Raw genomic sequence first — 26,419 nt, 5'->3', positions numbered from 1 at the left:
GCCGATTCATGGGGAGAAATCATCGAAATCGGCGAATGTAGGAGAAACATATCTCGCATGTCTTTATCCCGTAGCGCCTCTCCTCCTAGCGACAGTCCCGTCATCACAGTTATGGGTGCGGTAATCGGCGTGTTCATCATGTGCACCACGGGCTGGACAATCGCTCACTCCACCAACGATCTTCCCGTCACCCAGTTCTTTAACTCACTTCGGGGTAGCCCGTTAGGCACACTTGTCGACGCTGTCTACTGGGCCTTTCAGCCACCGCGCGCGGTCGCGTTTGTAGCGACACTTATGGTTGTTCTCTATGTGCTGCGTTCCTCGGTCGCGCTCAGCCTTACCTTTGGCCTGACGATTGCGCTGACCTGGCTTCCCATCGTGGGATTCAAGGAGTTTTTTCAGCGGCCACGGCCAGATCGAGCGTTGCTCGAGTATCCGGTCGAGACGGTGCCTGCGGATTGGGGATTTCCCAGCGGACACACCGCATTTGTCACCGCTGTTGCAGTTGCGTTAGTTCTCGTGGTCGCGTCGTCATCGTCGGTAAGTAGAACTGCAAAAGAAGTAAAAAAGTTGATGTTAGCGAAGGTGCTGGCAGCGGTGGCAATTGTGCTGATTGCCATGTGCGTTTTAGTCGAGGGCGTGCACTACCCGAGCGATGCGCTCGCTTCGATGGTGTGGTCAGTGACGGTGACGCCAGCGGTGTGGCTTGCACTCAATGCGCTGCTGATGAGGAAAAACGCAGTATTGTTAGGCAGTGCCCAGCACTCTGACGGGCAGGAAAAGTAGGTGTAGCCGATGAATTTCTCGGACATTCTCTCCAGCCTCAGCAACCCTGAGGCGCTGTTGCAGGGGTTTGGCCCGTGGGTACTCGCAGGTTTGGGCATCATCATTTTCATTGAATCGGGTGTTTTGTTCCCCTTCCTGCCCGGAGACTCACTGCTGGTCACGGCCGCAGTGTTGCGAAGCGAACTCGATATTCAGGTTTGGCAGATTCTAGTGGTCAGCATCGTTGCGGCCTTTCTGGGGGATCAGGTGGGTTACTACCTCGGCCACACCTTCGGGCGACGGCTATTCAAGGACGACGCGAAGGTGCTGAGGACGGACAGGCTCGAAGCTGCAGAGGCGTTCTTCGCCAAGTACGGGCCGCTGTCGCTAGTGCTCGGGCGCTTCGTTCCAATCGTGCGAACTTACATCCCGCTGGCGGCGGGCACGGCGAACATGCCCTACAGGAAGTTCATCGGCTGGAACGTCACCGGCGCGGTCGCCTGGGTGTTGAGCATGGTTGCCGTCGGCGTGCTGCTGGGCAACATCCCGGGGATAACCAGCTCGATCGACAAGATTATGCTGCTGATCATCTTTATCTCCGTGCTGCCAATCGTGATCAGCGGAGTCAATGCGCGTCGTAAGGCAAAGCGCGCGCAACGGCTGGAGAAGCTGCCGCCGGCGGAGGGGAAGTAGGGGAGCTTAAGGGCTATAGGTCGCTTGTTCGGCCAAGAGCGGCCCCATAACTTGCTCACGTGCGTAAACTGAATAAACTTTCTCGGGTAAACGATATAACCGCTCGCTTCCGGGTATTTTGGTGGTCCCGTTGCGTCTCTCGCAGGGGAAAAGCCCGCTGAGGACTCCCCGCGAGATGGCCGATATTGAAGGTTTATTCGTGTCTTTCATTAAAGAAATGCCCTCGAAGCGCAGCCCCAACCGCTTCCCCGATACTAGGCGCAGGGCTGCGCATGCGAAGAAGCCGAACAACGCTGACCTGGTAGGACCTCCGCCGGTTATTACTGCTCGGCTCGCGCTGCTGGCAATCGTGGTGGGAATCTGCTCGGCGCTTCTGTGGAAAGGCCGCAACCGCTCTGACGACTGGGCTCCGCACTGGATCGCAGGTCTTCTCGTGAGTCGAAACCAGGCGGCGCATATCTACGACCATGACCCCGAGGAATTCTCCACAATCTCGGGAGACGTCTGGTATGGAGTTGCCGGGGAATTACCAGAGCTCTGGGTGCATCCGTTTGTGCAGAACCCCTTGGTTGCCTACGCGATGTCGTTCGTGGTTCGAGTGATGAGCTTCGAAACCTCCACCTTAGTGCTGGCCTTCTTGTCCGGAATCAGCATTACGGTCCTGGTGGCGAGTACCTATCACCTACGGCGTAGGCGCACGATTCCCATCGGAATAGCCGCTTTGGTGACGGTCGCGACACTGGGATTTCCCGCTGTTACCGACTCCTTTTGGCTCGGCCAGACGACTCCTCTTATTCTCGGCTGCCTGTCCTTTGCTCTGGCAGTTTCTCGCCGCAGGCCTATCATCTCGGGAGTGCTGCTGGCCTTCGTCTCCATTGTGAAGCTCTCGCCCATCGCCATTGTCGTCGTCATGTGTTTTTTCGCTTACCGACGGAAGGCTGCCCTGATTGCGCTATCCGGAAACATCGTGATGGCCATCGTGCTTTTCCTCGTGGTCGACCGGTCAATTACCGCGGCCTGGTTGGAGCGAATGGGGGATGTCTCGGACTCAGTGCTGATTGGAATGGCGAACCAGTCGTTGTCGGGGTTGCTGCTGGCCCGTGGTGAGGACGTTCCCATCCCGATCATCAGCGTTGAGGACTATCCGCTGTGGGTGCGAGTTGTTCCGGTACTTGTTGCGTTTGTTTTTGTCGTCGCGGCGCTGGCTGTGGCGTGGCTGCATAGGACGCGCAGCTTCGAGATTCTGGTGGTGTCGGCGTGGCTCGTGGCGACCTGTTTCTCGGTGATTGTGTGGTCGCACTACTCTCTTTCGCTGATCTTCCCAGTGATGGGGCTCTGGCTGCTAGCAGAGGAGAAAAAGCTCAGGGTCTGGATGCAGTTCACAATCGCCGCAGTGCTATTTATGGTCATATTTCCTGGTCAAACGCCACTTGTTATCGGCCCTGATCTTTCCGGGCATCACTACTTCGCGCTGCTGGCGATGCTTATTGCGTTCGCGGCACTTTTGGTGGGTTCCTACGTGCCCTGGAGGCTGTTGGTTTCCGGCAAGGATGGAATCGTAGAACGAATACAGGGCGAGCATGGAGAGCCTATGTTGCTATTCGATATGTTCGTCAAAAGTCCCGGTGGGCGGCATCGCGCATAAGAAGGCGGTATAGGCCACAAATAAACCGAGACTCCCCAATCCAGAAAACTGGAGGGGAGTCTCGGTGTCTTATGAAAAGACGAGAAGCGGGTTACTAGGAAATCGAAGCCTCGTAGATTCCCTTGACCGAAGCAGCCATGGTTGCGTCAAAGTCCTCGTCCGACTGCTGAGCGGACAGGCCCTCAGACAGTGCGCGGGAGAAGGAAGCAATCATGCCGTGGTTGCGGGACAGGCGCTCGTTGGCGTCATCGCGCTCGTAGCCACCGGACAGTGCGACAACACGCATGACCTTCGGGTGCTCAATCAGCGGCTTGTACAGGTCGTCCTTGGTCGGGATGGAGACCTTGATCATGACCTTCTGGTCGTCAGCGAGGGTGTCCAGGCCTGCGAGCAGCTCGCGCAGGACAATCTCCTCAGCCGCAGCCTTGTCGGCAGCGTTGATGTCAACCTCCGGCTCCAGAATCGGGACCAGGCCGTGGGACAGAACCTGCTTGCCGAACTCGTACTGCTGAGCGATGACGGCCTTGATGCCCTCCTCGTTGGCCTCAGCAATGAACGAACGCATCTTGGTGCCGAAGATGCCCTTGGCGACACCGCGCTCCAGCAGCTCGTCGAGGCCCGGGCAAGGCTTCATCAGCTGGACACCGTTTTCCTCGTCGGCCAGACCCTTGTCGGTCTTCAGGAAGGGGACGATGCCCTTCTTCTCCCAGAGGTACTGGGCGGTCGGGATGCCCTCAATCTCACGATCCATGGTCTGCTCGAAGAGAATCGCGCCGATGATCTGGTCCGAGTTGAAGGACGGAGAGGTGATGATGCGAGTACGCATCTGGTGGACCATGTCGAACATTTCATCTTCGTTCGAGTACTGGTCCTCGTTCACGCCGTACAGGCGCAGAGCCTTCGGGGTGGATCCGCCGGACTGGTCGAGAGCTGCGATGAAGCCCTTGCCCTCGGTCATCTGTCGTGCCTGCTCGATGTTCATTCGAGTCCTTTCGTGAAAGTGAAGGAATGTCTGTCATCAAGGGTAACCAAAAACTAGCTATCGTGCCGCTGGCATGGGGTAACTCACACCTTTTGGCCAAATTAGAGATGGGAGAGTGTCCGTTAACGGTTGGCATGACCTGTATTCGGTCATAATCGGACATATATTTATTGTGATGCGTATCACTAAAATATAGGCGAATTTCTTAAGTTGAGTGGAACAGACTCAAGGGTTGGTGCGTTATGGTCAGTGAACGAAAAAAGTTGAGTCGAAGGGGCGCAAGTCATGAGTTTCACTCCAACCACTAAGACTGGAGAAGTCCTCCAGGACGCATTAAAGTCCGCCACCGGCGCGGGCAATCCCGATATTCGCCCGGCGCACATTCTCGTGGCGCTGCTGGAGCAGGAGGAGGGGATTGCCGCGCCGCTGCTGGAGGCGGCAGGCGTTAATCCCTCCGGAGTCGCTACCCGTGCCAAGGAGCTCGTGGCTGGGTATCCGTCGGCAAGCGGGGCTAATATGGCGAACCCGCAGTTTAATAGGGACGCTATTAACGCGCTGAATGCAGCGGAAGAGCTGGCGGGCGAGCTCGGAGACGAGTTTGTTTCGACCGAGATTTTGCTGATTGGTGTCGCGACGGGGCAGTCGGATGCGGCGCAGGTGCTGCAGTCCGCGGGGGCGACCCCAGAGGTACTCAAGGGTGCCCTGACCAGCGTTCGTGGTTCGAAGCGCGTCACTAGCGAGAATCCGGAGGAGCAGTACCAGGCGCTGGAGAAGTACGCCACCGACCTGACCGCGCGCGCTCGTGAGGGCAAGATTGACCCGGTTATCGGCCGCGATTCCGAGATTCGCCGCGTTGTGCAGGTGCTTTCTCGCCGTACTAAGAACAACCCCGTGCTCATCGGTGAACCGGGCGTGGGTAAGACCGCGATTGTGGAGGGGCTGGCCCGGCGCATCGTTGCGGGTGACGTTCCGGAGTCCCTGAAAGGCAAGACTCTGATGAGCCTGGATCTGGGCTCGATGGTCGCGGGCGCGAAGTACCGTGGCGAGTTCGAGGAGCGATTGAAGGCCGTGTTGGACGAGATTAAGGAGTCCGACGGGCAGATTATTACCTTCATCGACGAGATTCACACCATTGTCGGCGCGGGTGCCACCGGTGACGGGTCGATGGATGCCGGCAACATGATTAAGCCGATGCTGGCCCGCGGTGAGCTGCGTCTGGTCGGCGCGACGACGCTGGATGAGTACCGCAAGTACATCGAGAAGGACGCCGCGCTGGAGCGACGTTTCCAGCAGGTCTTTGTTGGCGAGCCCTCCGTGGAAGATGCCATCGGTATTCTTCGTGGCCTGAAGGAGCGCTACGAGGTTCACCACGGTGTCCGAATTACAGACTCGGCGCTGGTTGCTGCGGCGACGCTGTCAGATCGTTACATTACGTCGCGCTTCCTTCCGGATAAGGCTATCGACCTGGTCGATGAGGCGGCATCGCGACTGCGCATGGAAATCGACTCCTCTCCGGAGGAGATTGACTCCGCCGAGCGCATCGTGCGCCGCCTCGAGATTGAGGAGATGGCCCTGGAGAAGGAGACCGACGAGGCATCCAAGGATCGCCTGGAGAAGCTCCGCGAGGAGCTTGCCGACGAGCGCGAAAAGCTCAACGCTCTCAAGACTCGCTGGCAGAACGAAAAGTCCTCGATTGACGACGTCCGTCTGGTCCGCGAGGAGCTCGACGCTCTGCGTACTGAGTCGGAGAAGGCCGAGCGTGAGGGTGACTATGGTCGCGTGGCGGAGCTGCGCTACGGGCGCATCCCGGAACTGGAGAAGAAGCTCGAGGCTGCGGAGGAATCCGTCTCCGAGGCGGAGGAAAACTCCATGTTGAAGGAGGAGGTCACTCCGCAGGAGGTCGCCGAGGTTGTCTCCGCCTGGACCGGAATCCCGGCCGGTAAGATGATGCAGGGCGAAACCGAGAAGCTGCTCGACATGGAGCGAGTACTCGGTCGCCGAGTGGTGGGGCAGACCGACGCCGTCGAGGCGGTGTCCGACGCGGTGCGCCGTTCGCGCGCCGGTGTTGCCGACCCAAACCGTCCGACCGGTTCCTTCCTGTTCCTCGGCCCGACGGGTGTTGGTAAGACCGAGCTTGCGAAGGCGCTGGCGGAGTTCCTCTTCGATGACGAGCGCGCCATGGTCCGCATCGATATGTCCGAGTACGGCGAGAAGCACTCCGTCGCACGCCTCATCGGTGCCCCTCCCGGATACGTCGGCTACGACGCCGGCGGCCAGCTCACCGAGGCTGTTCGTCGCCGCCCGTACACGGTCGTGCTTTTCGACGAGGTTGAAAAGGCGCACCCGGATGTATTCGACGTGCTCCTGCAGGTTCTGGACGAGGGCCGACTCACCGACGGCCAGGGGCGTACCGTGGACTTCCGCAACACGATTCTGATTCTGACCTCGAACCTGGGGGCCGGCGGTACTCACGAGCAGATCATGGACGCGGTGAAGATGGCCTTCAAACCGGAGTTCATCAACCGCCTGGACGATGTGGTGGTCTTCGATCCGTTGAGTGCCGAGCAGCTGCGAGGCATTGTTGATATTCAGGTTCGCGGCCTGGCCGAGCGGCTGTCTGCACGCCGACTGGTCCTGGACGTCGCCGACGAGGCTCTGGACTGGCTCGCCGAGCGCGGCTACGACCCGGCCTACGGTGCGCGCCCGCTGCGCCGCCTGACTCAGAAGGCCATTGGCGACGAACTGGCCCGTCGCCTGCTCGCCGGTGATGTCCGCGATGGCGACCGCGTCGAGGTTACCGTCGCTGACGATGGCGAGTCGTTGAAGGTTGTCGGCTATGACGAGGACGGCGACGCCCGCGCCTAGGTGTGGCGGAAGCAGTGGAGGTTACGGCGGCGAAGTTGGTGGACGCGCGAGTGCCTCTGAGCGGGCGCGGGGTATAGTCCGGACCCATGACGAACTTCCGCTGCCGACCTGCAACCGAAACCGACCGCCGCTTTATCCAGTGGATGGACGAGCTCACCGAGACCTTCGGCGATGAAACCCAGCCACTGGGCGACGACTACCGCGACACCCGCCGCGCCTACGTGGACATGTGGGACGAGAAACAGGGCGGGGTCATTATCGAAGCAACCGAGCTTTCCGACGACGACTATGCAGCGCTCGAAGGGGACGTGAAAAGGAACGACCCCTTTGAGCCGGGGTTCAATCGCTCGGAGGCCTTCCGTGCCGGGGCGTACGCGGGGGCGAGAACCGGGGCGTCGGCAAACGAAGAAGGGGAGAGTGGAGCGGAGGGGCTAAATATCTTGCGGAGGGCCGTGCCGGTGGGGGCGGCATGGCTGCGTTGTTTTGATGCGAAAGAGCCGGGATATGGGTTTGTGGACAATGCAATTCCTGAGGTGGCGATCGCTATCCGGCCGGCAATGGTAGGGCGGAGGCTGTCGCAGGTGCTGGTCAGGGCGCTTTTGGAGCATGCGAGGGAACTTGGTTACCCCGGGGTGAGCCTCGCGGTTGACGATCGCAATCCGCGGGCGGCGAAGGCCTATGTGAAGGCCGGTTTTGATCGGGTGGGGCGCTCGACCTTCCCTGATCACGATGTGATGGTTTACCGCTTCTGAGGTGGCCTTATAGGGGGGGGGCAGTGATAGGCGCGGGGCTCTCTGGGGGCTGGTGTAGACCTAATTAGAGCAGGTCGAAAAGATTCGGGTCGATGACTTGGCGCAATTGCCAGTCCGGTTGAAGGGGATGCTCGGTATCGACGATCCGTACACCGATGCTGACAGGGCCCGGAAAAGATTTCTCAAAGTTTCTGGCCAAGGGCCAGACGGCATGTGTGTGCTGTCCGGGGTGGTGGCCCCTGGCCTCGCCGCGGTTTTGAAGATGCTTCGGGCGGACCATGCCTGCCCGGGCAGTCTATTAGAGGGCAGTACGGATGATGACCGCAGTCCCACCCAGCGGTTTCACGATGCTTTGGAAGCCGCACTTCACGCCGGGATTCTGCCCCAAAGGGGATTTGAAGCCGGCGCGCGGCGCGACAACGCTAGTCACAGTCGCCCATATAGCGGACGTAGCTGCGCTGACCGGAGTGTCTCTGAAACCCGGAGTCGAATTCACGCTTCCCCGGCGTAGGCAAAGCCGTCACCGATACCGGGATTCGAATGAGTCTCAGCGAGGCCATCCGCGAGACCGTCGCAAAAACTCTTTTCTACAGGTGCCAGGGGATTGCAGGTCAGACTCTGTACTTCGGCCGCTTCCTGCGGCTCGGCAGCCTCTCCCAGTGCCTAGCACTGATGGGAGAAGAAGGCGGTCCTCCGCACCGGGGAGTTCCACACCGGCGGCAATGTGCGACATGCACCATATTCAATCTTGGTCAACAGGTGGGAAGACGGATTTGCCGAACCTGACGTTCGTCAATCCCGGCGCTTTCGACAATCCTGGGCGCTGGTTGCGTCGGAAAGCGGAGGAGCGCGAAACAAGACGGAAACTTGAGGGACTTGGGGGGGGGGATGAACCGCCGTAGGAGCCGGCACTGGCAGCGATGTCGGCTCGCGTGGGAAATTACAGACGAATCTTTCGTTTCGTAGTCAGCTTCGCATTGATGAAACGATTGAGGAACGGGGCGCCGACGCTTGATGCGTAGTAGAGCGCTTTTGCCTGCAAACCAGCGGGAAAGTGAACCTTAGTGATGCGACCCTGCGTATGATCCACGCATGCAACGACTTCGTCAGCGACCTTTTCCGCAGTGAGACGAATACCCATCCGATCCGTCCCATCAGTGCGAACATCGTCCAGCATTCCCGTGGCAACGTATAGGGGCCAGACAGCCTTGACGTCGATGCCGAAAGGTTCCCATTCCACCTCGAGAGCTTCGGTGATGCCTCGCACTGCGAATTTGGTTGCGGAGTACGTCGCCATATCTGGAGTGCCGTAGATGGCAGAAGCAGAGCAGATGTTAACCAGCTGTCCCTTGGAGGTCTTCAGATGCGGGAGGGCCGCGCGGCTGCCGAAGAGGACACCCTTCACATTGACGTCGACGAGGGTGCTGTCCTGCTCGAAGGATCCGTCCTCGAAGGAGGTTCCGTAAAGAATTCCTGCATTGTTGATGAGGACGTCAAGTCGGCCGGTTTCCCTCACGAACTGGTCTAATGCCGCCTCCCACTGTCCGGGGTCTGTGACGTCGAGATTGCCGACAATTGCATTTCTGTGATGCTCAGCCCACTTTTCGTCGCCGGAGATATCGAACACTCCGACGGTGTATCCGCGGGCCAAAAATTTTTCCGCCGTGCTGCGGCCAATGCCACGACCAGCACCGGAGATAAAAATGCATTTTTGTGTTGCTCTGCTAGTCATACAGTCAATTCTAGGTTGTGGGAGAATCGCGGACTGGGTATCGCGGTTTATTGTCAATCGATTTAGAATCCTTGTCTATGACAACATCCATCTCGGTTGAAGAACTTCGGGAATTGATCCGCGGAGGAAACCACATCGTCGTTGTTGACGCGCGCTGGACCCGCGAGAAAACTCCTTACGACTGCTACACCACGGCGCATATTCCGCTCGCCGTGTTCTGCGACCCAGCAATGGATCTGGCTGGAATCCCCAGTCGTGAAGATGGGCGAAACCCGCTACCGGAGATTGAGCGTGTTCGTGATGCCGTACGCCGGTGGGGTGTTCAGTCGGACCATTTGGTCATCGTCTATGACGCTGGCGATGGTCTGTTCGCCTCCCGTGCATGGTGGATTCTCAAATGGGCAGGACTGAAGAATGTCCGTGTATTGTCGGGCGGCCTGGCAGAGTGGGAACGCCAGGGCCAGGAAACCGCTTTTGGCCCCGGAAACCTCCCTCATCCCGGAGGTGTGCCAGTAACTTCGGGAAACATGCCGGTTGTCGGCATCGAAGAAGTGAAGAGCTGGCCTGAAAAAGGCATCCTTGTGGACGCCCGTGAGGCTCTCCGTTTCGAGGGGCGGACCGAGCGTGTCGATCTGCAGGCGGGGCACATCCCCGGCGCTGTGAACCTGGCGGCCCGCAGCCTTCAGAATAAAAGAGGTGGATTCTTGCCGGTCGAGGAGCTACGCGAAAAGTTCGCAGCGGTCGGAATTGTCGATGGTTCGAATGTTGCGGTCTACTCCGGTTCCGGGCTGCATTCCTCACTGTTTATTCAGGCTCTGGAAGAAGCCGGAATCACGGGAGCCTCCCTCTATGTGGGTGGTTGGTCCCAGTGGGCCGGAAACCCCAAACTGCCAATTGTCCGGCTGTAGCGCTGGCAGCTCCGCCAGGGGCATTCGGACCTAGACCGGCTCCGCCTGCCAAACTCGAGTACGCATCTGGCCTAAGCTAAGTGGTTAATGATTCCATTTGTTTTCATCCTCGCTGCAGGCCTAATCGTTGTGGCTATAGTCCTGCTTATCGTGGACCGTCGCAGCCGCAAGCAGAGCAGCGCAGTACACCCAGCCGACGGCATTTCCAACTCGAGTTCGAACACTTCAGAACATCTTGCCGCGCATGCTCATCAGTCGGAGTCTGATAACTCATTAAACGAGGAATCGGCAGATGCGAACACTGACTCTGCTAGAGAACTCGGAAAGGGTGGCTCTTCGAACACTGCGGATCATGAACATAATCTGGATGGAGACGAAAAGTTCCTCGAGGGCGCGGATCAGGATGGTCTTCAGGCCGACGGCTCGGAAGAGCCCAACGACGCGGCTCTCTCAATTGAGGTGACCGAGCCGGGCGTGACCGGTGGTGCCACCAATAACAATCCTGTCGAGGGTGCCTCTAGCCCCTCTGGTTTTGGTGAGCAGGAAGTTGCCCAGGATTCTGGCGATTCTGCCAACGCAGGTCAGCCAGATTCCGCAGCGACTGAAGCATCCGAAGCGAGGGACGGGGCGTCAGTAGAGCCGGAAGCCCAAAACGGGCCAAAGGAGACAGAAGCTTCAGGGCTTACCGAAACTCCGCAAGCTGAGTCGCACTCCCGCGACGAGGGCGAGAGTGCCGATAGCACCGAGAACGCTGATTCCGGCCACGAGAGCGCCGGCGGAGGACAACCGGTCGCTGCCTCCGCATCGGCACCCCGCAAGGAGGAGCATTCCCGACGGCCACTTCGTGGGCGCCGACTTCGTCAACAGCGCAAAGCATGGGCAGTTGCGCGCAATGCGACCTTTGCTCGGACTGATCGCGAGCTTCCCAGCTACTGGCGGAGGACACCCGGTGGTGATGCGAAAGCCGTTGTTTCCGGTTTCTCGCATGGCCGTGAAATGCACCTGGCTGATATCTCTGGGGTCACCTTCCTCGCCTTGCGACGGACCGTCGCAAGCGATGAGGTTTTCGAGTTACGTCGCAGTGGCGAGACATCTCTGCCGCATGTTGCTACAGAGGCCGGTCTCAAGGTTGCGGCAACGACACCGGAACTCATTCATCGCGTTTTCGACGACCGCGCAAATCGGATGCTGGCTGAATTGGACCCGGTAATTGAACGCATTTGGTCGGAAAATGAATGGTCTTTGGCCCAACTGGTTCCTGGTGCAGACTCGGAAGAGTGGGATCGAGCGCTCGAATCTTTGGCTGCTTTCTCCGATATCGCGAGGCGTCTCCCCCCAGCCGAGGGGGAAACCTATTCGCTGGAGACGGGGCAGTGGGATCCGACCCGGCTGCAATTGACTGCGGCCGCAGTGGATGAGAACCAGCGGGCGAGCGGTTTACACGGAGGCCGCCTACAGGTGGTTCCGGAAGGTAAGTCCGGTGCCCCGACATCGTCCTCCCCGGGAAGCGCAGATTTTTCTTCGGCCGACGAAGAGCCGTTGGAGGTCGTGGACGTCTTGGATGTTGAAGAACTTGATGGGATTGGTGATGAACCCGGGGCGGGCGCTGATGAAGAGGGCTCGAATCGTGCAGGCCCTAAGGAGCAGGAGTTTCAGACAATCGATAAGTCCTCGTGGAGACCGGTTCGTGAGTCTTCTCTGAAGTCGGAGGAGCTTCCGACTCGCCTGACAGCTCGCAGGATGGGAGTGAGTGATGTCGGTATGCCAGCGGACATGCGCGCGCATAGTGAGGACATTCCGGCGTTGGGCGAGGACCCAGATCACAGTCAGCTGAAGGAGAGAGGGGGGAGCATCGTCCGGTCGAATGCTCGCCCGGCTAGCATCTTTAAGGACTACTCCGAATCCGACTCGCCAGCGCCCGCTACCTCGGTAGCCTCCGAAGACTCAGAGGTGCCAGATAGCGCTGAAAAGTCGAAGGGAGAAGCCACCTCGTCTGCTCAGGATAAGGATTGACCGGGCGCTTCTCTCCGAATGCGCAACTTTTACCTAGACTGCTTCAAATCGTCACGTCGCTAAGCATCAAAACTAAAAGGAGTTCTCAAATGACCAATGTTGATTCCACTAAGCTGCAGCGCCTTGCTGAGCTCGTGAAGGAGTTGGCTGTCGTCCACGGTAAGGTCACGCTGTCCTCCGGCCGGGAGGCCGATTACTACGTGGATCTTCGTCGTGCGACCCTACATAATGAAGCATCTCGTCTGATTGGTTCCCTGCTCCGCGAGCTGACTGCGGACTGGGATTACGCTCATGTCGGCGGCCTGACTCTTGGCGCTGATCCCGTCGCCACCTCTGTGATGCATGCGGAGGGACGACCGATCGATGCCTTTGTCGTCCGCAAGGAAGCCAAGAAGCACGGCATGCAGCGTCGCATTGAGGGCCCGGATATCGTCGGTAAGAAGGTGCTGGTCGTTGAGGACACCACCACTACGGGCAACTCGCCGCTGACTGCTGTTGCCGCGCTCCGTGAGGCTGGCGCAGAGGTCGTCGGCGTAGCTACCGTCGTTGATCGTGCAACTGGCGCTGGCGATGTGATTCGAGCAGAGGGCCTTGAGTACCGATTCTTGCTTGGTCTCGACGATTTGGGACTGGCCTAACATGTCCCTTTCCGATGTTTTTGTTCGCCGTACCACCGAAGGTCTCGGCGCTTTGGTGTCCATCTCACGTGACGTCGTAGGCGGTCCGGAGAAGAATGGTTTCCGCAGTGCGCCTGAGCGCGTCGGCTACCTCGCCGCGAGCGCTGTCAACGTTGTCTCGAGCGCTTTTGGTTGGGAGGGTCCTCGCCGCGTCTCGAAGACCGTGCTCATGCCCCTACTCGCCGTCAACGTTTGGCGCCGCCGTGGGGAAACCTCTCGCTTTACGACCTCCGCCCTGCTCATCGGCCTTGCGGGCGGTTGGCTGGGGGATTTACTGCTGATGCCCAACAAGCCGAACCTCAATAAGGGGTCGGCTGCGTTCGCGGTGAATCATGCTGCCTATCACGTTCTGCTGTGGCGTGCGGGCGCCCGCATGGACGCTGTGCGCACCGCGATTCGCTTCCCGCTGTGGGCAGGTTCAATTCCGCTGGTTGCGGCCCTGAAGCCGTCGATGCTGCCCGCGGCGGTGGGTTATGGCCCACTGCTGGCTGCGACTTCTGTACTTGCAGATGACCCCGCGCTCGTGGCTTCTGCTCCGGGCTTGTCCACAGATGAGCCGTCGGGGCTTCCTGTGGCCGATCCGGCTTTCGGGCTTGGCCACGGCGGTAACCTCTTCCTCATTTCCGATACGTTGTTGATGGCGCGCAAGCTCGTGGATGAGCAAGGTGTCGTCGGTAGGCTTTTGAATGCTGCGGTGATGGACACCTACACCATGGCGCAGGTTTTCCTGGTGGAGGGGTTGTTGGCCGTTGACCGATCCTAAGCTTGTGCCTTCTGGGGCAGCCTCCGGTGGGCCGGTTTCGGATGCGGAGAGCGACAACGGCGCATCGGGCGATGCTCCATTCGAGCCCGCGCCGGGCAAGGGGCCTACGGAGTGGTTCGAGGCTCGGGTTGGCGTCGGCCCGTGGGAGGTTGAGCACCCCGGCCAGCCGCGCCCGGTGGGGGAAGAGTTCGATCAAACGCTTCTCGACGAGGGCGACCGTCGCAACGTCGTGGACGCGTACCGCTACTGGTCCATGGAGGCAATCGTCGCGGATTTGGATCAGCGTCGGCACCCGCTGCATATCGCGATTGAGAACTTCGAGAACGATTCGAATATCGGAACCGTCGTACGCACCGCCAATGCTTTTCTGGTGAAGACCGTCCATATTGTGGGGCGAAAACGTTGGAATCGTCGCGGGGCGATGGTGACAGATCGTTACCAGCACTTGCTGCATCATTCGTCGGTAGGCGAAGTGGTGGACTGGGCGCGCGAGAATGATTTGGCTGTTGTTGCGGTGGACAATGTGCCGGGTTCTATCCCGATTGAGACTGCGGAATTGCCTGAACGCTGCCTGTTGCTTTTTGGTCAAGAGGGGCCCGGAGTGACTGAAGAGGCACGCCGCGCGGCAGATATGACCGTATCGATTGCCCAATTCGGTTCGACCCGTTCGATTAATGCTGGGGTGGCGGCTGGTATCGCTATGCATGCGTGGGTGCGTAGGTATGCAGATATTAGTTCTGCCTGGTAATTGTCTGGTACAGCTAAGGTAATCAAACGCTTTATTGCAGGCTGTTTTAAGGAGAGCCAGTGGTCGTTAAGATGTCGCGTCCGGAGGCCGAGACATGGGCATATCGGGCGGACGTGGCGGAGCAGGCGATTCGCAATCGCCATGCGGCAAAGCTGTGGGGGTTGCCGGGCACTAATTTGGCCACTCCCTCCTGGCCGGCCCCCATCAAGCATAAGATTTTCTTGACTTGGCATTACTGGTGGCAGGCGCATTACCTGGACTGCCTCGTTGATGCGGCCGCGCGTGTTCCTTCGAAGGAGAAGAACCGGGCAATTCGGCATACTGTTCGGGGAATTCGGATTCGCAACCTTTCTCGATTGACGTCGAATAAGTATTTTGACGATCGCGCCTGGATGGCGCTTGCTCTGGGGCGCGCGGACGCAGTCGTTGGCAGTCGGAAGCCCCGTAAGACGACAAAGCGGTTGGTCGCCTGCCTGGCGGATGGCACCGAATCCTCCGTTGGTGTTTTGCCGTGGCGTGAAAACGATGTCTTCTTTAACGTGCCGTCGAACGGTCCTGCGGCGATCGCACTGGCTCGTCACGGCCGCGTTGAGGAGGCTGCAGCGCTGGTGGAGTGGGTTTACGATAATTTGCTCGCTAATTCTGGGCTGCTTTACGACGGTGTGCGGATGTCCATGACCGGTGCGGTCGTGCAAAAGGGAATGTTCACTTACAACCAGGGCGTGATGATTGGGGCCTGCCTGGAAATTGGCCTTGCATTTCGTGGGCGGGGCGACCGTGACCGAGCTACGAAGTACTTCACTCGGGTGCAGAACCTCATCCACGCCGTGGCTAAGGACATGGCTACGACCAGCCACGTTATCGCCGGCGCAGGCGGTGGCGATGGTGGCCTGTTCAACGGAATTCTGGCGCGCTACCTGGCCGATGCCGCGGTTCGTTTGCCTGCGGATGATCGGATGAGCAGGGCTGCGGCTCGAATTGCCCGCCGTTTGGTGCTGACTTCCGGTGAGAAATGCTGGTACCACCGACTCGAGGTTGATGGATTGCCTCTTTTCCCGGCCGATTGGACGGATAATGCGAAGTTCCCGCAGGGCGGCGGTGCTGTCGGGTTGTCGATTGCGGGTGCGGTGCGTGAATCTGCGATTAAGGAGCGCGATCTGTCGGTGCAACTGTCCGGCTGGATGCTGATGGAGGCGTGCGCGATGATTGCGGATCATATGGCGAAGACCGCTCAGCAGGGAAGTCCTTCCTCTGCGGGTAACTCTGCGGGGGATGCAGCTGGTGGAGGGCTACCGAGGCCTGTTTGCGAGTAGGATCGACTTGGCCTGAACCGGTGTTGCGATTGGGGCTTCGCTGGCACAATAGTGGCCATGAAACTTAATGACATGATGGCGCCACCGCCCGTACATCTTCCTGCATTCGAAGCGGCTGCGGATGCGCGCCATGCGGGTGCTTCAGCTGAGGACGTTGCCCGAGCTTGTCCGAAGGATTCCCAGGCGTGGGCTGAGCTCGCTGAGCAGGCCCTCGCAGCGGGCGAAGAGATCCAGGCCTATGCGTTTGCGCGCACCGGGTACCACCGTGGCCTAGATCTTCTCCGCGGCAACGGTTGGAAGGGCTTTGGCGCGATTCCTTGGTCGCACGAGGGTAACAGAGGGGTGCTCCGCGCGTTCGCAGCTCTCGCTAAGGCCGCCCGTGCAATCGGGGAGGACGAGGAGTTCGACCGCATGATGGCGCTTCTTCGTGACAGCGATGAGTCAGCGATTGGCGCGCTTGGCTTGTGAGCGGCATCGAGCCATTAGGCCCGGAGCAGGGGAGGAGTCAGGTGGAACCGGACAATCCGAGGCCTGATTTCCTGGATTTTCGCCAGGCCTACCTGCATCCTGCATCACGAGCTGCCCATGCTGTTCGGCGCCGTATGCGCCCTAGGACCAGGTTCCTGCATGCCGCAAACCGGGTGAAGTCGCGGTGGATGCTGATTATTCAGGCGACCCTGGCGGCCGGTATCGCTTATTGGGTCGCGCTCAGCGTCCTTAACCATCCCAACCCATTTTTTGCGCCAATGGCTGCCTTTATCAGCCTCAATGTGATGACCGCGGGGCCACGAATTAAACATTCGATGGAGCTGGTCCTCGGTGCTTCGCTGGGGGTTGGGGTCGGCGATGTGATTATTTCGATTCTCGGCCCGGGAACCTGGCAGCTGACTATTGGGGTGTTTGTCGCAATGGTCATTGGCGTTTTTATTGGCCGTGGCCCGCTGGTAGTTAACCAGGCAGCATCTTCGGCTGTCCTTATTGCGACGATTATTCCTCCGGGTACCGCGGGGACCTATCACCGAATGATTGATGCCCTGGTTGGTGGCGTGATTGGTATTTTCGTGCTCGTAGTGCTGCCACGTAATCCGCTTGCGGGGGCCCGCCGCAAGATTGCCGAAGTGTTGGATATGGGCGCTGATTCGCTCTATGACATTGGCATCGGCATGCGGGAAGCTGACACTGAGCGTATCCGTACCGCTCTGAGTGTCGTACGCTCCATGCAGACCAAGGTTTCTCTAATGGATGGAACTGTGGCCGATGCGGCTGAGCAAGTGCGTATCTCACCGCTGCTATGGAGGTCGCGGAAGGAGATTCAATCGCTGTCGCGAGTAGTGCATCCGGTTGACAACGCAATGCGCAATATTCGAGTGCTTGCGCGCCGGGCAATAACGGCGAGGGAGGACCATATACAGTTTGATTCTCGTCTGTGTGATCTTGTCGTTGGAGTCTCCGAGGCTGCCAGGTTCGTTGGACTTCTTTTGGACAATGAAGCTGCGATACGCAAGATTCCGACTTGGGGGGAGCTTCCGTATGAGTCCGCAGTGACCCAGTCATCTGACAAAGAGGCAACCGCTACTTCTCCAGTGGAGTTAGGAGTCGCGGAAGATCTTGCAGGGCTGGAGGATATTGTGCGTTACCTGCGTCGGCTGTCGGCGAGGATGCATCCAAATGTAGTGGAGGGGGCTACCTTGTCGGAGCAGGTTGTTTTTGCCCAATGTCGCTCATTGATGGTTGATTTACTACAAGTTTGTGGACTGTCTCGACTCTCCGCAGTCGCGACTCTTCCTCCGACGACCGAGTATCCAGCCATGCCGCCTGAGGTTTGGGACGAGTAACTTTTCACAGCCTGACTGAGGGCTTGAACAAAGAATTGGCTGGCATCATCTCCCGGGGCCACCCTCCCCATTTCTTCTTTAGTAACTTATTAAGTTCAATACTGCGAAAATATAAGATTGACCTATTTTTGGCTGATTGCTATCTTCGGCCACGTTGATGAAAAGCAAAAAGTCTCATCTCTGTTCTCAGAGTGAGGCTAGTCAGTTTTCTCCTATCCAATAGGTCCTTTAGAAAGGAAAAAAGTGGCCGACAACGTAACGGAATCGTCCGTGCAGTCTCAGAACCAGCTCAAGAAGATTACAGTTCTCGTTGGCAGTTTGCGTCGCGGTTCCATCGCTCGCAAAATCGCCAAAAATGCTATCGGATATTTCCCTGAGGGGTTCGAGGCTTCCATCGTTGAGATTGGCAATCTTCCCCTCTATAACTTCGACTACGATGACCCCGAAGTCTCGGATGTGCAGACCCCGGACGAGTACGACGAATTTCGCAGCACCATCAAGAACTCCGACGGTATTCTTTTCGTGACCTCGGAAAATAATCGTACTATTCCAGCGTGCCTGAAGAATGCTGTCGATATTGGATCGAAGCCCAATAGTGAAGTTGCTTGGAAGGGTAAGCCTGCCGGTATCATTAGCCACTCCGTCGGCCGGATGGGTGGCTACAGCTCTCAGAAGAACCTCCGACTAGCGCTGTCCTACTTTGACATGCCAATGCTGGGCCAGCCTGAGGTCTTCCTCGGTAACTCCCCGTGGCTCCTTGATAGCGAGGGCAACATTGTCCCGGAGGACACTATCGCGTTCGTTCGCGGTTACATCGAGCGTTTCGCGGAGCTCGTGAGCTCTCAGAAGTAAATTTTCAAGAAGTAGGCGAGTCCGTCCGCCTCTTTTTTTTGGGGGGGTGCCCTCGGCTTTTATGCCGAGGGCACCCACTTGACCTCGACTCCTCCGAAGGCGACGAAGCCGCGCACTGTGATTCGCGGCTGAGCCGACGGGTCTGTCGACTGTTGTGTGGTCGGCGAACCGAGGTACTCGCCAGTGGTCGTCGCCCCTCCAAAAACAGGGAGCACCTGCAAATTCAGGGCGTAGGAGTCGGGAATGAGAATGTCGACTCCGCCAAAAGCGCAGCCTACATTGATGAAGGTATCCTGCTCGGACAGCGTAGCCTGGGTTAAATCCAACTCAACTCCGCCAAACGCCGCTGCGACGGTGTGCTGAGGGGCGCAGTGCCAGCGTCCCTTTTTATCGTTTCCGCTAAAAGCCGCTAGCGAGACCCAGCTCTCGTTGGGGCCTCGTTGAAACTCACTCTGGCGCTCGACCTGTCCCATCCCGCTTGCCGACGCCCTATGGCGCCCAACTGCCTCACCGTTGTGTGGGGCGGGGGCAACCGTTCCGGATCGGGGGTTCGGTAGCGTCAAATCGTTTACCAGCTGAGGCAGCTGGTCCACATATGTAGACGCGTGAGCTGCTTGGGTGCGCTCCTGAAGCTCGGCGAAATCAATCTGGCCATCGCGAAAAGCCCATTCGAGCTTCGCGATGGTCTTTTCTCTTGCTTGATTCCCGGCCCGCATCCGGGGCTTGTCGGAGTTGCCCGGTTGAATTCCGTGAGGCAGGTTGTCGCTCATTGGAAGCTCCTAAAATGCGGCTCGATCTGTGTCAATTGCATGCCAATTGAATAGCCTGTTGATTGTGGCCTTACGTGCCTGCAGGGGCAGAGTCCCCACGGTCACGCGTGTATTCCATACCCTAGCTGTTCCTTTTCAACCTTGCTGGTTAAACAAAGTGAGCACTACCGGACAATTTGCAGGTCGCGCAGGTGTCGGTACAACGTAGTTTTCTCGCGTGGCTTGCGCGACTCAACGCCGTCGCGCACGTATCGAAAGCCCAAGCTGCCTACCTGTACTGCGCGCCCGGTCATCGGCTTGTGCGGCGGGCGCGCCTGTCTCGCATTCGCTTTACGGCGTCCCCCAGGTCGCAATCGCGATAGGAATCCGCCTTCGCGGTTAGCTCCAGCGGGGCTGTCCTGCTCAGGTGCGGGAATCTCAGCGGCGACAATGCCGGGGGCATCCGGTATGGGGCGCAGCTGCAGTCCCGTGGAGGACCCGGCAAACATCAGGTTCTCGTCTACGTAGACCTCGCCTGTGAACCCTTTGGCTGACGACAGGCCCGAGATTCCCGGCTCGGTCAGTAGCGCGTAGCCGACAATCGCATGGCCGGTATCGTCGCGGATAAGAGGCACCGGAACGGTTGCGTGGGTCAGGGCCTCATCGGCTGTCAGGCCCGCCCCGCCTCCAAGGGCCCAGTTTTTCGCGGCCGCCGATGGTGCCGTCGGCAAGTGGGCGAGCTCAATCCACAGAAGATTTTTGCGCATGAGGTACGTCGCAACGGCTGCAAGTGCGGCGTCCGTGCCGTGAACTACAAGGCGTAGCGGTTCGCTCGGTGTCTGGGGTGCCGGCTGTGGGGCTCCCAGGTGCTCGACGGACTTCTGTTTGGAAATTTCCTCGGGAGTCGGAGCCGTGTCCACCGGTAGGACCTCTTTGGCGAGGGAATCAACGAACGCCAGTTCTTTCCGGGTTGGGATGAGGGAGACGTCGTGAAGCGAATAGGCGGGGGCGGATTCGCTGAGCAAATCGGGGAAAGAGGGCGCTTCGGGGCCACACTGCAGCACAACAATTCGCATAGGACTACACTTTAGTGCGTTGTCTGCAATCCAGGAGTTGAAGTAGGACTATGGCCGCAATCATTATCGTCGGTGCCCAGTGGGGCGACGAAGGCAAGGGCAAGGCAACCGATATTCTCGGTGGCCGCGTCGACTACGTGGTAAAGCCCAATGGCGGCAACAACGCCGGTCACACCGTCGTTGTCGGCGGTGAGAAGTATGAGCTGAAGCTGCTGCCGGCGGGTGTTCTGTCCGAAAACGCAACCCCGATTATCGGTAATGGCTGCGTGGTCAACCTCGAGGCGCTTTTTGATGAGATCGACGGCCTGGAGGCCCGCGGCGCCAAGGCATCGCGCCTGCGTGTGTCCGGAAACGCGCACATGGTGGCCCCGTACCACCAGACGCTGGACCGCGTGACTGAGCGCTTCCTGGGCAAGCGCGCCATCGGCACTACCGGCCGCGGTATTGGCCCGACCTACGCCGACAAGGTCGGTCGCGTCGGCCTGCGTGTTCAGGACATCCTGGACGAGTCGATCCTGCGCCAGAAGATTGAGTCTGCGCTGGCCCAGAAGAACCAGATTCTGGTCAAGCTCTACAACCGTCGCGCAATCGACCCGAACGAGGTCTTCGAGTACTTCATGTCCTACGCGGACCGCCTGCGCCCGATGATTATCGACGCGGAGTACGAGCTCAACCGGGCTCTCGACAACGGAAAGCACGTCCTGATGGAGGGCGGCCAGGCCACCATGCTGGACGTTGATCACGGCACCTACCCGTTCGTGACCTCCTCGAACCCGACCTCGGGTGGCGCGTGCGTCGGCTCCGGCATTGGCCCGACGAAGATTACCAGCGTTCTGGGCATCATGAAGGCCTACACCACTCGCGTCGGCGCGGGCCCGTTCCCGACGGAGCTGTTCGACAAGTGGGGCGAGTACTTGCAGACCACCGGTGGTGAGGTCGGAGTCAACACCGGCCGTAAGCGCCGCTGTGGCTGGTACGACTCGGTTCTGGCCCGCTATGCCGCCCGCGTCAATGGCTTCACCGACCTGTTCATCACCAAGCTGGACGTCCTGACTGGCATCGGCGAGATTCCGATTTGTGTCGCCTACGACGTCGACGGCGTGCGCCACGACGAGATGCCGCTGACCCAGTCGGAGTTCCACCACGCTGTCCCGATTTACGAGACCATGCCGGCATGGGACGAGGACATCACCGGCTGCCGCACCTTCGATGAGCTGCCGGACAAGGCGAAGGATTACCTGAACCGCCTTGAGGAGCTCTCCGGCGCCCGCATCTCCTACATTGGTGTCGGTCCGGGCCGCGACCAGACCATCGTGGTCAATGACGTGATGGAAAACTAGTACGGGACTGAAGGAGCCTGAGTCCAGAGGTGGCCCCTAGTTAAGGCCCGGTCATTTTGGGGGCTGTACAAAAGAACCGTTCCCTGTATCTTGTGGTGCACGCGATGGCAGAAGAAGGAACGTGATTATTTTGCGTACACCACGACTGACAGCACACCTTGCCGTAGCCGCTTTGTTCGGCAGCTCCTTGCTGCTGGCATCCTGCGCAGATGCGGATACGACGTCGAACACGAGCTCAGTCTCGTCGTCCGCTTCGGATTCCCCGACCTCGCCTGTAAGCGACAGTTCTGCTGAGGGCACGGGCGCCGGTAACGGCGGTACGGATTCCGGAGCGTCAATGCTCCCTTCGGGCTCCTCATCCAGCGCGGATGAAGCTGGACAGGGGGTGGGAGGTAACGCCTCGGAAACTGAAGAAGCGCCGAAAACCTCCGATGAAGCAGTTTCGGAAGCGGTGAATCGTGTCAACCGAGACTATCCGAACAAGTTCGGGGGCTGGGTATTTAAGGGCGATACCAATTTCGATTCCGCAGCTGACCTGACCTATGCAAAGGTCGAGCAGGCCCAGCAGGGAAATGCACAGTATGAAACTCTGCTGATCTTTTTCCATAAGGGCGAGTATTTGGGGATTGACTCGACTTATCCGCAGCAAGTGGTGAGTACTGCACCATCCTCCCGCGGGCTTGAGGTTGTGTACAAGGACTGGGAGGCGCTAAGGGACAGCGGAGATGCGAATGCCGCCGCTGGTAAGTACACAAGCACCGTGACCTATTACTGGGACGGCGCACAGGTTCAGCATGAAGGTCGGATTCCGAATACTGGCTTGTGATTCTCCTGCTCCGGTAGGCCCCGGATGCACATCCACCTGAACCGGTTTAGGGTGGTGGCGAAAAGCGTAATTCCGCGGTTTTCTGCGGTCGCGTACGCAACCGCTTTGTAGCATTGTTGCGACCGCTCCGTCATTACCTACGTCAAGGAGCCCTATCGGCCATGTCGTCTGTCAAGCCACCCGTCCCGAGTCCGACCGACCTTGTCGACAATGCAATGCCGGACTCGGTACAGCAGAAGTCTCAGAGCACTCACTCGCGTGCCCGTCGTGCGATTACGGCGCTAGCGGTGGGTGCTCTTGCCATATCACCAGTTGCCGCATGCGCTAGCGGTAATGATGGCGCAGCGACAACGTCCGCGTCGTCGGCAAGCGCATCCAGCGAGCAGGCAGCAGCGAGCCAGCAGAGGACTTTCGAGAAGAAGGATGTCTCGCCGCTAAACGCGCAGGCGAATCCGCAGCCGAAAGCGGTCGAGAACCTGCCGCAGGGCTTCGACCTGCAGGCGCACCGTGGCGGCCGTGGCCAGTGGACGGAGGAGTCCATGCAGGCAATGAAGAATTCGCTGGCGCTGGGTGTGACCACGCTTGAGTTCGACATTGTCATCACTAAGGATGGCGTGCCGGTGGTGTGGCACGACCCGGAGGTCAAGCCGGAGAAGTGCGCGGACACGAAGCCGGTGAAGGAAGGCGACCCGCAGTTCCCGTATGTCGGCAAGCTGGTGCACGACCTGACGTTTGAGCAGCTCTCTACTCTGGACTGCGCGAAGCAGCTGGAGGATTTCCCGGACGCGGAGGTCATCAAGGGCAACAAGATGATGACGCTGCCGCAGCTGTTTGAGCTGGCCAAAGATAACAAGAACATCCACTTCAACATCGAGACCAAGATTGAGGGGGAGAAGCGCGGCGACTCGGCTGAGCCGCAGCAGTTCGTCGACACCATTCTGGACGAGGTTGACCGCGCAGGAGTGGCCGACCGCGTGATGATTCAGTCCTTTGACTGGCGCTCGCTGCCGCTCGTAGCCAAGCGGAACCCGGATATCCCGCTGGTACTGCTGTGGGATGAGACGACCTGGAAGAAGGACTCCCCGTGGATCGGCGACGTGGACTACGACGCCGTCGGTGGTGACATTGTCAAGGCAGCCAAGCAGGTCGGTGTGCAGGTGCTCTCCCCGGGCCACAGCGTCCCCTACGGTAAGAAGCCCTCCGATTCGGACTACAACCCGATTGCCACGCCGGAGCTGATTTCCAAGGCGCACGAGGCGGGCATGGCCGTCGTCCCGTGGACGGTCAACGAGAAGGAGACCATGCGCGAGCAGATTGCCGCCGGTGTCGATGGCCTCATCACCGATTACCCGACCCGCCTGCGTGAGGTCCTCTCCGAGCTCGGCATGGAGCTGCCCGCCCCGGCCCCGACGGAGAAGTAGCCTCCCTATCCGAGGGACGCCCGGCAGGCCATCTTCGAGTCATGCCACACTAGTGGCTATGACCCGTTTGAGAGTGCTTGCCGACGTCGACACCGGCATCGATGACAGCCTAGCCCTGGTCTACCTGGCGGGGCTGCACGTAGCCGGTGAGATTGAATTAGTGGGCGTGACCTGCTCCGGAGGTAACACCACCGCCGCATGGGCGGCCCGCAACACCAAGTACATCCTGGATCTCTGCGGCTGCCCTGAGGTTCCCGTCGCCAGCGGCTTCGAGGGCCCCGCCGACCGTGAGCTGACCACGACGCCCGAGACCCACGGGCCCTTCGGCCTGGGCTACAACCTGGCGCCCCCGGGCGTGATTTATGAGCCGGGGCGGGCGGGTGCGACAGACCCGCTAGCGTTGTGGCGGCGCATCATTGAGCAGGCGCGTTCGGCAGGAGAGAGGGTTCACCTCCTGGTCACAGGGCCGATGACAACGTACGTGGCTGCGCTGAAGAAATACCCGGAGCTGATGCGACAGCTAGACGGCGTGACCATCATGGGTGGTGCGCTGGACTACCCGGGCAACGTCACCGAGTTTTCGGAGTGGAACTTCTGGGTCGACCCCACCGCCGTCACCAAAGTATTCGGCACCCCGAGTGCCGTCAGCGTCGAACGCCCGCAAGATGCGGTGCGCAGCATCGCAGCGGCCGTGGGCGCGCCGGTTCCGATGCTCGCCCCGCTGAACATCACCGAGACCATCACCATCAACGACGCAGACATCGAAACCTGGCGCGATGCCGGAATGGAGCCGGAATTGCTGCGTGTGCTGCGGCGCGCGCTGAATTTCTACTTCGAGTTTCACCAGTGGGTCGGGGTCGGCTACAAGGCGCAGGTCCACGATCTTTTCGCCGCAATGGTGGCCGTCGGAAAGCTGCCCGTTCTGGGCGGCAGGATAGAGCGGCGCAGACTGGCGGGCGTCGATGAGCGGACTTTCGGGCTGCAGCCGGCCCGACGTGGGCAGATTATGCTGGATGGCGCGGGGGCGGAGGCCGATGTCGTTGTCGCTGCCAACCGGGATGCAGTGGCAGCGGAGTTTATCCGCGTTATCCGCCTCATCGCGCGTTAGCGCTCACTTGCTACCCCGGTCGGCACCTGCCTGTTCCCAGTGAAGTCGCGCCGGGCCGTATGCTGGAAGCCTGAGTGCCTCCCCGCAGGCACGTCCGCTGGTGTCAACACGAAGAAAGCGAGCCCGCCTCGATGTTTACCCCTCAGTCCACCGGAACTGCCTATCAGCCGAGCGCCACTCGGGTCCTCCTACTCGGCTCGGGTGAACTGGGCAAGGAAGTGACGATTGCGTTCCAACGCCTCGGCGTGGAGGTTCACGCAGCGGATCGCTACGAGCACGCTCCCGCACACCAGGTAGCCCACTTCGCGTACGTGCTGGATATGTCCGATCCGCAGGCTCTGCGTGCGCTGGTCGACGAGGTAAAGCCACACTTCATCGTTCCGGAAATTGAGGCTCTGGCGACGGACGCCCTCGCTGAGATCGAGGCGGACGAATCCAACGGCGTAACCGTGATCCCAACGGCGCGGGCCACGCAGCTGACCATGAACCGCGAGGGCATCCGCCGGCTCGCGGCGGAGGAGGTCGGCCTGCCGACGTCGCGCTACGAGTTTGCCTCCACCTTCGAGGAGTTCTCCGCCGCCATTGAGCGGATCGGCTTCCCCTGCGTGGTCAAGCCGGTGATGAGCTCGTCGGGTAAGGGGCAGTCGACCCTGCGCACCCCGGAGGACATCGAGGGCGCGTGGGAGTACGCGATGAGCGGTGGCCGTGTGGACTCCGGTCGCGTCATCGTGGAGGGCTTCGTCAACTTCGACTACGAAATCACGCTGCTGACCGTTCGCTCCATCGATCCCAATACCGGGGAGGACGCGACTTGGTTCTGCGAGCCGATTGGGCATCGCCAGGTCGACGGCGACTACGTGGAGTCCTGGCAGCCGGCCGCGATGAGTGAGGACGCGCTGGATAACGCCCGCTCCGTCGCCGCGCGCATCACCAATGCGCTGGGTGGCCGCGGCATCTTTGGTGTCGAGCTGTTCGTTCGCGGCGACGAGGTGTGGTTCTCCGAGGTCAGCCCGCGCCCGCACGACACCGGCATGGTCACCATGGGCTCGCAGCGCTTCTCCGAGTTCGAGCTGCACGCTCGCGCTATCTTGGGGCTTCCTATCGACGTCACCCTGGTTTCCCCTGGCGCCTCTGCCGTCGTCTACGGCGGAGCAGACATCGAGCAGCCGGGCTATGAGGGGCTGGCTGAGGCCATGGCTATCCCGGAGACCGACGTTCGTATCTTTGGAAAGCCGGTCGCGGGCCCGCGCCGTCGCATGGGCGTCGCGGTATCTACCGCAGATACGGTTGACGCGGCGCGCGAGCGCGCGGCAGAGGCCGCGTCGAAGGTGAAGGTAGTCGAGCTGGGGCAGTAAC

The 26,419-nt window shown here is 59.7% G+C and carries 24 protein-coding genes; 20 read left to right on the top strand and 4 right to left on the bottom strand.

Going from position 1 to position 26,419, the window contains the following annotated elements:
* Nucleotides 1-57 precede the first annotated feature (57 nt).
* The 3 genes from CLAC_RS10990 to CLAC_RS10980 all read left to right on the top strand — a co-directional run bounded on the left by CLAC_RS10990 (nt 58) and on the right by CLAC_RS10980 (nt 3,103).
* Nucleotides 58-786, top strand: coding sequence for a phosphatase PAP2 family protein (locus CLAC_RS10990; RefSeq protein WP_053412955.1), 729 nt, complete (start codon nt 58-60; stop codon nt 784-786).
* Nucleotides 787-795: 9 nt separating this feature from the next.
* Entirely contained in the window at nt 796-1,458 is a 663-nt protein-coding gene (locus CLAC_RS10985; protein ID WP_053412954.1) for a DedA family protein, read from the top strand.
* A 199-nt stretch (nt 1,459-1,657) separates the two neighbouring features.
* Nucleotides 1,658-3,103, top strand: a complete 1,446-nt coding sequence (locus tag CLAC_RS10980; protein WP_169750345.1) for a glycosyltransferase family 87 protein — start codon at nt 1,658-1,660, stop codon at nt 3,101-3,103.
* Between the two features lie 94 nt (nt 3,104-3,197).
* On the opposite strand, the gene CLAC_RS10975 is transcribed toward CLAC_RS10980, so the two are convergent.
* Nucleotides 3,198-4,085 (bottom strand): fructose bisphosphate aldolase, encoded by an 888-nt coding sequence (locus tag CLAC_RS10975; protein WP_053412952.1) that lies wholly within the window; start codon nt 4,083-4,085, stop codon nt 3,198-3,200.
* 285 nt (nt 4,086-4,370) lie between these two features.
* Here CLAC_RS10975 and clpB point away from each other — a divergent pair, with 285 nt between their 5' ends.
* The 3 genes from clpB (at nt 4,371) to CLAC_RS13020 (ending at nt 8,213) form a co-directional block, all read left to right on the top strand.
* Complete coding sequence (clpB, locus tag CLAC_RS10970) at nt 4,371-6,950, top strand: ATP-dependent chaperone ClpB (RefSeq protein WP_053412951.1); 2,580 nt, start codon at nt 4,371-4,373, stop codon at nt 6,948-6,950.
* Nucleotides 6,951-7,036: 86 nt separating this feature from the next.
* Nucleotides 7,037-7,702, top strand: a complete 666-nt coding sequence (locus CLAC_RS10965) for a GNAT family N-acetyltransferase (RefSeq protein ID WP_053412950.1) — start codon at nt 7,037-7,039, stop codon at nt 7,700-7,702.
* 127 nt (nt 7,703-7,829) lie between these two features.
* Nucleotides 7,830-8,213, top strand: coding sequence for a DUF222 domain-containing protein (locus CLAC_RS13020; protein ID WP_245622043.1), 384 nt, complete (start codon nt 7,830-7,832; stop codon nt 8,211-8,213).
* A 429-nt stretch (nt 8,214-8,642) separates the two neighbouring features.
* Here CLAC_RS13020 and CLAC_RS10960 read toward each other — a convergent pair whose 3' ends face one another.
* Complete coding sequence (locus CLAC_RS10960; RefSeq protein ID WP_053412949.1) at nt 8,643-9,434, bottom strand: SDR family oxidoreductase; 792 nt, start codon at nt 9,432-9,434, stop codon at nt 8,643-8,645.
* Nucleotides 9,435-9,511: 77 nt separating this feature from the next.
* Here CLAC_RS10960 and CLAC_RS10955 point away from each other — a divergent pair, with 77 nt between their 5' ends.
* From CLAC_RS10955 to CLAC_RS10915, 9 genes are all read left to right on the top strand, one after another.
* Nucleotides 9,512-10,342, top strand: a complete 831-nt coding sequence (locus tag CLAC_RS10955; RefSeq protein ID WP_053412948.1) for a sulfurtransferase — start codon at nt 9,512-9,514, stop codon at nt 10,340-10,342.
* Nucleotides 10,343-10,429: 87 nt separating this feature from the next.
* Nucleotides 10,430-12,355, top strand: a complete 1,926-nt coding sequence (locus CLAC_RS10950) for a type III secretion system chaperone family protein (protein WP_053412947.1) — start codon at nt 10,430-10,432, stop codon at nt 12,353-12,355.
* An 89-nt stretch (nt 12,356-12,444) separates the two neighbouring features.
* Nucleotides 12,445-12,993 carry an orotate phosphoribosyltransferase gene (pyrE, locus tag CLAC_RS10945; RefSeq protein ID WP_053412946.1) on the top strand — a complete coding sequence of 183 codons (549 nt, stop codon included), beginning with the start codon at nt 12,445-12,447 and terminating at the stop codon, nt 12,991-12,993.
* Between the two features lies 1 nt (nt 12,994).
* Nucleotides 12,995-13,795, top strand: coding sequence for a lysoplasmalogenase family protein (locus CLAC_RS10940; RefSeq protein WP_082313385.1), 801 nt, complete (start codon nt 12,995-12,997; stop codon nt 13,793-13,795).
* A complete protein-coding gene (locus CLAC_RS10935) occupies nt 13,782-14,543 on the top strand; it encodes a TrmH family RNA methyltransferase (protein WP_053412944.1) in 762 nt (253 codons plus the stop codon). Before CLAC_RS10940 ends, CLAC_RS10935 begins: the two co-directional genes overlap by 14 nt.
* A 71-nt stretch (nt 14,544-14,614) precedes the next feature.
* Nucleotides 14,615-15,856 (top strand): glycoside hydrolase family 76 protein, encoded by a 1,242-nt coding sequence (locus tag CLAC_RS10930; RefSeq protein WP_053413420.1) that lies wholly within the window; start codon nt 14,615-14,617, stop codon nt 15,854-15,856.
* 57 nt (nt 15,857-15,913) lie between these two features.
* Nucleotides 15,914-16,324, top strand: a complete 411-nt coding sequence (locus CLAC_RS10925) for a DUF3151 domain-containing protein (protein ID WP_053412943.1) — start codon at nt 15,914-15,916, stop codon at nt 16,322-16,324.
* A gap of 41 nt (nt 16,325-16,365) precedes the next feature.
* Complete coding sequence (locus CLAC_RS10920) at nt 16,366-17,691, top strand: FUSC family protein (RefSeq protein ID WP_245621875.1); 1,326 nt, start codon at nt 16,366-16,368, stop codon at nt 17,689-17,691.
* A 243-nt stretch (nt 17,692-17,934) separates the two neighbouring features.
* Complete coding sequence (locus CLAC_RS10915; protein WP_245621874.1) at nt 17,935-18,543, top strand: NADPH-dependent FMN reductase; 609 nt, start codon at nt 17,935-17,937, stop codon at nt 18,541-18,543.
* A gap of 59 nt (nt 18,544-18,602) precedes the next feature.
* On the opposite strand, the gene CLAC_RS10910 is transcribed toward CLAC_RS10915, so the two are convergent.
* Entirely contained in the window at nt 18,603-19,313 is a 711-nt protein-coding gene (locus tag CLAC_RS10910; protein ID WP_053412942.1) for a DUF1707 SHOCT-like domain-containing protein, read from the bottom strand.
* A 164-nt stretch (nt 19,314-19,477) separates the two neighbouring features.
* The gene (locus CLAC_RS10905; protein ID WP_245621873.1) at nt 19,478-20,368 is read right to left on the bottom strand and encodes a hypothetical protein; all 891 of its coding nucleotides are present in this window, start codon (nt 20,366-20,368) and stop codon (nt 19,478-19,480) included.
* A gap of 50 nt (nt 20,369-20,418) precedes the next feature.
* Here CLAC_RS10905 and CLAC_RS10900 point away from each other — a divergent pair, with 50 nt between their 5' ends.
* The 5 genes from CLAC_RS10900 to purT all read left to right on the top strand — a co-directional run bounded on the left by CLAC_RS10900 (nt 20,419) and on the right by purT (nt 26,418).
* Entirely contained in the window at nt 20,419-21,708 is a 1,290-nt protein-coding gene (locus CLAC_RS10900) for an adenylosuccinate synthase (protein ID WP_053412941.1), read from the top strand.
* A gap of 121 nt (nt 21,709-21,829) precedes the next feature.
* Nucleotides 21,830-22,534, top strand: coding sequence for an LppP/LprE family lipoprotein (locus CLAC_RS10895; RefSeq protein WP_053412940.1), 705 nt, complete (start codon nt 21,830-21,832; stop codon nt 22,532-22,534).
* Nucleotides 22,535-22,749: 215 nt separating this feature from the next.
* Entirely contained in the window at nt 22,750-23,955 is a 1,206-nt protein-coding gene (locus CLAC_RS10890) for a glycerophosphodiester phosphodiesterase family protein (RefSeq protein ID WP_053413416.1), read from the top strand.
* 58 nt (nt 23,956-24,013) lie between these two features.
* Entirely contained in the window at nt 24,014-25,063 is a 1,050-nt protein-coding gene (locus tag CLAC_RS10885; RefSeq protein WP_053412939.1) for a nucleoside hydrolase, read from the top strand.
* A 131-nt stretch (nt 25,064-25,194) separates the two neighbouring features.
* Nucleotides 25,195-26,418 carry a formate-dependent phosphoribosylglycinamide formyltransferase gene (purT, locus tag CLAC_RS10880; RefSeq protein ID WP_053412938.1) on the top strand — a complete coding sequence of 408 codons (1,224 nt, stop codon included), beginning with the start codon at nt 25,195-25,197 and terminating at the stop codon, nt 26,416-26,418.
* Nucleotide 26,419: the final 1 nt, after the last annotated feature.

This window comes from Corynebacterium lactis RW2-5, assembly GCF_001274895.1.
Classification (GTDB): domain Bacteria; phylum Actinomycetota; class Actinomycetes; order Mycobacteriales; family Mycobacteriaceae; genus Corynebacterium; species Corynebacterium lactis.
Note: the sequence above shows the minus strand (reverse complement) of the source record. Positions and strands in the feature narration are given on the sequence as shown.